Origin of the sequence: Sphaerochaeta sp. UBA5836, from assembly GCF_002432845.1 — a bacterium.
Lineage (GTDB): Bacteria > Spirochaetota > Spirochaetia > Sphaerochaetales > Sphaerochaetaceae > Sphaerochaeta.
Window position 1 is genome coordinate 2,342 of sequence record NZ_DJGW01000088.1, and the last position, 5,036, is coordinate 7,377.

Annotated in this window: 4 protein-coding genes and 1 pseudogene; all 5 read left to right on the forward strand. The window is 52.4% G+C overall.

Annotated elements, in window-relative coordinates:
• Positions 1-246 (forward strand): annotated as a pseudogene (locus B3F49_RS07990) (ROK family transcriptional regulator); the annotation flags it as partial.
• Positions 247-293: 47 nt separating this feature from the next.
• Positions 294-1,598: an ABC transporter substrate-binding protein gene (locus tag B3F49_RS07995; RefSeq protein ID WP_293910270.1), complete on the forward strand. Its 1,305-nt coding sequence runs from the start codon at positions 294-296 to the stop codon at positions 1,596-1,598.
• Between the two features lie 63 nt (positions 1,599-1,661).
• Entirely contained in the window at positions 1,662-2,549 is an 888-nt protein-coding gene (locus tag B3F49_RS08000; protein ID WP_293910272.1) for a carbohydrate ABC transporter permease, read from the forward strand.
• 8 nt (positions 2,550-2,557) lie between these two features.
• Entirely contained in the window at positions 2,558-3,388 is an 831-nt protein-coding gene (locus tag B3F49_RS08005) for a carbohydrate ABC transporter permease (protein ID WP_293910274.1), read from the forward strand.
• 10 nt (positions 3,389-3,398) lie between these two features.
• Positions 3,399-4,880, forward strand: a complete 1,482-nt coding sequence (locus B3F49_RS08010) for a beta-N-acetylhexosaminidase (RefSeq protein WP_293910276.1) — start codon at positions 3,399-3,401, stop codon at positions 4,878-4,880.
• The last annotated feature ends 156 nt before the right edge of the window (positions 4,881-5,036 follow it).

Consider the following 5,036-nt stretch of genomic DNA (forward strand, 5'->3'; position numbering starts at 1 on the left):
GTCTTCATCGGCGGGAATGTGGAAACCATCGAGGACATTATGCCTGACATGCTGCGCTCTGCCTTGCGTGCAAACTCACTCGACCACCGTGATGAACGAACGCAGATACAGTTCTCATCCCTCGGCTACCAAGCCGTCTCGTTCGGAGCGGCAGCTCTGGTATTGGATAACGTGTTGATGAACCTGGAACCACTTTCGGACCATGGAACGCAGAAAGTACTTCCCTTGTTTCATCTGCTCGCTTAAGAACACGATTCCTTCCTGTGAAGGATGTTAAAAATTGGAGGATTACTATGAAATTGAAACGGTTGCTGAACTTGGTTTTCATTTCGTTGTTTCTCGCCCCTCTCTTGCTGTTTGCAACAGGGACCAAGGAACAAGCACAGGATGCAGCAGATGGTGTCATAACCTTGTCTGTCTATCACTTCCTCGACCAGACGGATAAAACCACCGCCCCGAATTTCCAGTATCTGGTGGATGTATTCGAGAAGGCCAATCCGAACATCAAGCTCACCTTTGAATACGGCTATGGTGAGGCGTTCCACGACAAGCTGCAGACCATGGCGATGAGCGGCCAGCTGCCCGATATCGTACTGCTCTATCCAGGAGAGAGAACAAGCCAGGTTACCAATGCCGGTCTGGTACAGGACTTGCGTCCGTACCTTGCAGGACACGAGGACGAGTTTGCCGACATGGCCATGCAGGGCCAAGGCAAGAACGGAGAAATCTGGGAACTGCCCGAGGACATCAGCATCACCTCGATCATGTTCACCAACAACCGCCTGCTCAAGGAGCTGGGACTCACCCTTCCCAAGACCTACGAAGAGCTGTTGGCCCAAGGTCCGAAGATCAGGGCGGCCGGCTTGATTCCCATCTCCATCGCCAACAAGGATGCGTGGCCGATGCAGTCCTGCGTAGCAGGCATGCTGGTCGAAAGAGCCTGTGGACTAGAGTGGTTCGACAAGGCAATCGCCGGAGAAGCTCGCTTTGACGACCCCGAATTCGTCTATGCCATGGAGATCATCAAGGAACTCTCTGACAAACAGATGTTCTCACCGGGAACCAACCAACTGGCCTACGGCCAAGGCTTGGACGATTTCGTCCAAGAGAAGGCAGTGTACTTCATCGATGGAGGCTGGACGGTAAACAACATGGTCGGCGAGCTTACCGCCGAGCAGAAAGAGTACATGAGCCTGGAGTCATTCCCCGACATTCCCAAGCAGAAAGGCCAGAGCCTTTCCACCTCGGCTACCGCCGGCCAGGGCTTCGGCATGAACGCAAAGCTCACCAAGGCGGAGTCGGAAGCCGCTTGGAAGTGGATATGGTTCTACTCCGGCCCCGAAGGCTCGGCGATCAGGCAGCGATTCGGAAGGCTTCCCGCCTACAACCTCGCAGAGCCGAAGGATGCCGATCCAATGATTCAGAAGCTGGTCGCCTATGCCGGCAAGGTACCCATGGGCTACGTCATGGATTCAGTGCTTGCCGCAGAACCCATTGGAACGTTCAATATCAACCTTCAGAACATGATGTTTGGTACGAAGACGCCCAAGCAGGTCGGAGAAGAACTGGAAGCCATGGTCTCAGCCATCGGTCGGTAACATCGTTAGGAAGGCTCTTTCCCCGATCGGGGTAAGAGCCTTCTTTGGAACACGAGGAGCGTCATGACATTCTCACAACAAAAACGGATGAGTTACTATCTCTTGCTGGCTCCGGGGTTGCTCCTGTTCGCCTCGATCATCATATTTCCCGTATTCTACAGCTTTTCGCTCAGCTTCACCTCCTTCGGAGGCTACGGAAAGCCGGCTTTCATCGGCTTGGAGAACTATGCAAAGATCATCGGCGACGAGGTATTCCAACACTCGCTGAGGAACAACCTCCTGATCGTAGCCGTCTCCGTATTCGGACAGATACCCTTGGGCTTTCTCTTGGCGTACCTGTTGCATCGAAAAATGGTCCATGGCGGCAACTTCTATCAGACCATGATATTTCTGCCCATCACCATCTCCCCTGTCGTGGTCGCCCTGTTATGGAACCAGATCTTCTCCTCCTCGGGAATGGTGGTGGCCATCATCAGGAACCTGACCGGCCAAAGCCAGTATGTGATGAAGATTTTCGAGAACAAGCAGATGGCCATCTATCCGATCCTGTTTGTCCTTTTGTGGATGCATACCGGTACGTACATGATCATCTTCTATGCAAACCTGCAGAAAATGACGCCTTCGCTGCTCGAAGCAGCACAAATAGACGGAGCCAGCGAATCGCAGATGCTGGGTAGAATCATTCTTCCCAGCATGGTGGGAACCATTGCAACCACTGCGATATTTGCAATCTCAGGCAGCCTGAAGGCCTTCGACCTCATCTATTCCATGACCGGCGGCGGTCCGGCACACTTCACCGAGGTGATCGCCATCTACATGTATGTCAACACCTTCAAGTACTACAAATACGGCTTCGGCAGTGCCGCCTCGATGATCATCGTCCTTTTGGCTGTCGGCCTGATACTCATCCTGCAATACATCAGCAGGAAGTTCGAACGTCGGTTCGAGTAGGAACAGCTATGAAGAAAACCATTACCCTGGGAAAAGTCCTCTCCTACCTGCTTATGATCACGTTCACCCTGCTGACGATCATCCCGTTGACGTGGATGATCCTCAGCGCCTTCAAGCCGCATGCCCTCATCGTACGCCATCCGCTCGCTCCGCCCATGACCTGGTATGTACAGAATTTCGTCCTTGCCTGGACACAAGGGCATTTGGGCATCTACTTTGTCAACAGCATCATATACTCCCTGACCGCCACGTTCTGTACCGTACTCTTTGCCATGAGCAGCGGCTATGCCCTCTCCAAGTTTCACTATAAGAGCAGCCGCGTTGTCTCCCTGCTCTATACCCTGGGTCTGCTCATCACCGTACACTCGGTCATCGTACCGTTGTTCATCATGGAGACGAAGCTTGGCCTGTCGAATACACGGCTGGGAGTAATCCTCCCCTATATTGCATTCGGACTTCCTTTCCAGGTATTCCTGGCCACCACGTACATCAAAGGAATTCCCGATGCCATGCAGGAGTCGGCCATCATCGATGGGGCGAATTACATTCAGATATTCCTGCGGATCATCACTCCGGTCGCCACTCCCATCATCTCCACCATGTTCATCTACACGTTCCTGGGGAACTGGAACGAGTTCATTCTTGTCCTGACGCTGACCAGCGACCTCACGGTGCGGTCACTGCCGGTCGGGATCAACAGCTTTGCAGGAGGCATGTCCCGCGACTACGGCCTGCAGTTTGCTGCGCTGGTCATCGGTACGGTACCGATGATCATCTTCTACCTGATATTCAAAGACAAAATAGCCCAAGGCTTCGCCGCCGGGGCATTAAAGGAATAGTACCATTCAAATGACAGAAACGCTCCCTCTCATTCCCTATCCTTCAGGTGCCGTTGCAATGCTCAGTGGCTCATTCTCACCACCATCTCAGCTGTCCGTCGTTGCTGACCCGTACTTTGACACCTCTCAGGTTTTATTCTACGTCAGAGAGTATCTTGGCATGGAGGTGCAAGTGGGTGAACAATCATCCAACCTGATCATTGCCAAGGCGGTAGATGCTATGGACGAGCAAGCCTATCGCTTGGAGGTTTTCGACCAAGGATGCAAGATCGAGGCAAAGAGCTTGCAGGGAGTCTTCTACGCAGTGCAGACACTGCGTCAGCTCTTGCTTGCCTATCCTTCAGCCATTCCCTGCTGCCGCATCGAGGACAAGCCCGCCCTCCGGTGGAGGGCTTTCATGCTGGACACAGCAAGGTCCTTCTGTCCGGTGGGGGAGGTAAAGAGAATCATCGACATCATTGCCTCGTTCAAGATGAATGTCCTGCACCTCCATCTCAGTGACGACCAGGGCTGGAGAATCGCCTCCGACAACTACCCGAAGTTGGGAGAGGAAGAGTCCGGTCGGTATTCGAAACTAGAGATTAGGGACTTGGTAGCGTATGCACAAAACCGCCATATCATGATCGTCCCTGAGATCGACATGCCGGGCCACTTCACCGCAGCCCTTGCTTCCTATCCGAACCTCAGTTGCACAGGCGGGCCATTCACCATCCCCAAGGGTGAGGGTATTTTTTCCGACATCCTGTGTGCGGGAAAGGATGAAGCCCTCTCCTTCGTGAAGCACCTCATCGAGGAGACAGCTTCTCTCTTCCCCGCGCCGTACATCCATCTGGGAGGTGATGAGATTCCCCTGGACCGCTGGGTCGACTGTCCTGATTGCCAGAAGAGAAGGAAAGCATTGGGTTTATCCGACGAGAAAGCCTTGCTTCGATGGTTTTGCAATGAGATGACTTCCTATGCACGAAGCTTGGGAAAGCAGGTAATCCTCTACAATGACTATGTGGACCAAGCGTACGATGAGACGATTATCACCCAGGTGTGGAACCCGTTGCTGGAGATGACAAAGTCGGCGCATCAGATAATCATGAGCGATTATTTCCACACGTACCTGGATATGGACCATACGTTGCTTCCCCTCCCGGTGGTCTATCGCTACGGCAAGCAGCTGCAGACACAGAAGTACTCCTCCCTGCTCGGTGCAGAGTTCATGCTCTGGACCGAGCATATTGCAACCAAAGAACAGCGGGACCTGCACCTGCTGCCGCGCCTGGTTGCCGGCGCTGAGTCCTTTTGGACAGAGCATGAGCAGCATGACTATCATAGGTTCGTGAACACGTTTGCTAAGTATGGTTCTGCATATCTTCCCTCTGATGCACATATCACACCCAAGAAGCTATGGAATACTTTTTTCATCGTCTCTGCACTAGCGCGGTACAAGCGCAGATGCAGAGTGAAGAAAAACAGCAGGAAGGCTGGTATTATGCTTTCATAGCGTGAAGGATGTATTGGATTATACCCATAAAAACTTTCTTTACTTACGTAGTTTTACTGGGCATACTCTTATCAAGAGGTTCATGTTCATGCTTGATCGACCATTGTATTATGAGAAGATTAGACCCTTCATCAACAAACCCTTCATTAAAGTGAT

Bases quoted from the DNA above. Each gene is read 5' to 3' on its own strand.
- B3F49_RS07995 (WP_293910270.1), top strand. From the start codon at position 294: ATGAAATTGAAACGGTTGCTGAACTTGGTTTTCATTTCGTTGTTTCTC.
- B3F49_RS08000 (WP_293910272.1), top strand. From the start codon at position 1,662: ATGACATTCTCACAACAAAAACGGATGAGTTACTATCTCTTGCTGGCT.
- B3F49_RS08005 (WP_293910274.1), top strand. From the start codon at position 2,558: ATGAAGAAAACCATTACCCTGGGAAAAGTCCTCTCCTACCTGCTTATG.
- B3F49_RS08010 (WP_293910276.1), top strand. From the start codon at position 3,399: ATGACAGAAACGCTCCCTCTCATTCCCTATCCTTCAGGTGCCGTTGCA.